This window comes from Chitinispirillales bacterium ANBcel5, assembly GCA_029688955.1.
Classification (GTDB): domain Bacteria; phylum Fibrobacterota; class Chitinivibrionia; order Chitinivibrionales; family Chitinispirillaceae; genus Cellulosispirillum; species Cellulosispirillum alkaliphilum.
In genome coordinates this window covers 1-1,656 of record JARUKZ010000098.1, presented here as the reverse complement: position 1 = coordinate 1,656, position 1,656 = coordinate 1, and the positions used below count along the sequence as shown (strand labels likewise).

Below are 1,656 nucleotides of genomic sequence, written 5' to 3'. Positions count from 1 at the left end.
TGTGCGGATGTGGGGAGGTGGATAAGTACTGATCCGAAGGAGCAGTTCTGGGATAGATATGCGTATGTTGGAAATGGTTACAATCCGATTAATGCGGTTGATCCTGACGGAAATGAGGTTAACTTTATATTTATTACGTTAGATGGGCAATTAGCAACTGATTATGACATTGCTGCAGTTTTGGACCCCCTTTTTACTTCAGAAGATTTTCTAGAAATATATAGACCAATGGAAAATGCAACAGATAGAGTATTTAATGTGATAATAATTACTGATATTAATGAAACAAGTCCCGGTGAGCTTGGATTTGTTAATAGAAATGATATATTTAGTGTCAAAAATAGGGCTGGAGGAAATGCTGCAGCTTATCCAATGGGTGTTTCTGGTGCACGAGAACCTTCAACAGTTGGAGGAACCATATTTCATGAAATGTTCCATCGATATATGCAGGTATTTAAGGGGTGCACGGATTGGGATGCACATCATGATATAATGGAAAATAAGCAACAGAGAGTAGAAGATGTATACTCACAATAAAGTAAGTAAATCAAAAAAAATGCTTATATTTATAGGTGCTTTCTTAGTTTTTAGCGTTAATTGCAAGAATGAACACAAAGCAGTCTCGAATGGTGAAATAGGAGAAGTAAACCGGATTAATGAAACTGTGATTGCAATTGGTACTGCAATAAAAGAGGAACTCTATTTTATTGATGAAACATCAGAAAGAACGTTTGAAAAAGTTTTATCAGAAAGTGTCGTAACACCAGTAGAAAAAGTTTTTATGAGGGTCTACTCGAAAGTTACTTTTAAAATAGATACCATTTTTGGTGGAGAAAAATACGATACTTTAATTGTTTATTTTCACTTGCCTGACCCGCTGGGAATTGAAATGGGATTAAAATATATGTTCAAGGCAAAGAGAGGAGATTTTGCCTTAGTGAATCGAGAAAAGTGCCTATACCCTGATAGTTTTTACATAGTACGTAGAGGATATCATGAACGCACTACTTACCATAAAACCATGAATATTATTGATACATCACTCTTGGAAAGATTGATTGAATTACCTTAGATAAATTGGCATGAATGTTATTTGAAAAAGTTTGGAAATAGTGCTCACCCTGCCACACTCATCACCTTTCTTACCTTCAAAACAGTATTCAGCGAAACATCGTGTACTTTTGCTGCTTTTCTTACAGACAGACCGTTTTTCAGGTCTACAGAAAGGCCCTTAAACTTTTTCAGGAATGCCTGATCATCCATTGCTGAATTCTTAGGTCTTCCAAGTGTTTTCCCGATAGACTTAGCATGATTCAAACCACTTTTAACCCGTTGAATTAAGAATTCCCGTTCCATTGGAGTTAATTGCATTTGTAGATAATCTTCCAGAGCTAAACATGAAACTTGTTGTAGTCCCGCCGCCCAGGGCCGTCAAACACCATCCATGGATGTTTGCCTTTTACATAAAATTCCTTATGCGTTCGTTCCGTCCCGCACGGCCATCGTGGCCTTATGCGGGACTCCACACATGCTCAAAATGTGGTGTTGATTTCATTATAGCGCATGATCGCATAAGGCATTTTATATAAACTCCGTGGCGGCAGGCATCGTTTTCAGCTTCCCCACCCACCACCCTTTCATGAAAAAACAACAAAA

Annotated in this window: 3 protein-coding genes; 2 read left to right on the top strand and 1 reads right to left on the bottom strand. The window is 37.7% G+C overall.

Annotated features, from left to right (window positions below; all coding sequences use genetic code 11):
• Both QA601_18860 and QA601_18855 read left to right on the top strand, forming a co-directional pair.
• Positions 1 to 537, top strand: a 537-nt coding sequence (locus QA601_18860; protein MDG5817163.1) for a hypothetical protein, incomplete at its 5' end; no start/stop codon positions are given.
• The gene (locus tag QA601_18855) at positions 521 to 1,072 is read left to right on the top strand and encodes a hypothetical protein (GenBank protein ID MDG5817162.1); all 552 of its coding nucleotides are present in this window, start codon (positions 521 to 523) and stop codon (positions 1,070 to 1,072) included. The genes QA601_18860 and QA601_18855, both read left to right, overlap by 17 nt.
• A 44-nt stretch (positions 1,073 to 1,116) precedes the next feature.
• Here QA601_18855 and QA601_18850 read toward each other — a convergent pair whose 3' ends face one another.
• Entirely contained in the window at positions 1,117 to 1,371 is a 255-nt protein-coding gene (locus QA601_18850) for a hypothetical protein (protein ID MDG5817161.1), read from the bottom strand.
• Positions 1,372 to 1,656 lie beyond the last annotated feature (285 nt).

What these genes read in the sequence shown, in the direction of transcription:
- QA601_18850 (MDG5817161.1), bottom strand. Translation starts at nt 1,371, where the DNA reads ATGCAATTAACTCCAATGGAACGGGAATTCTTAATTCAACGGGTTAAA.
- QA601_18855 (MDG5817162.1), top strand. Translation starts at nt 521, where the DNA reads ATGTATACTCACAATAAAGTAAGTAAATCAAAAAAAATGCTTATATTT.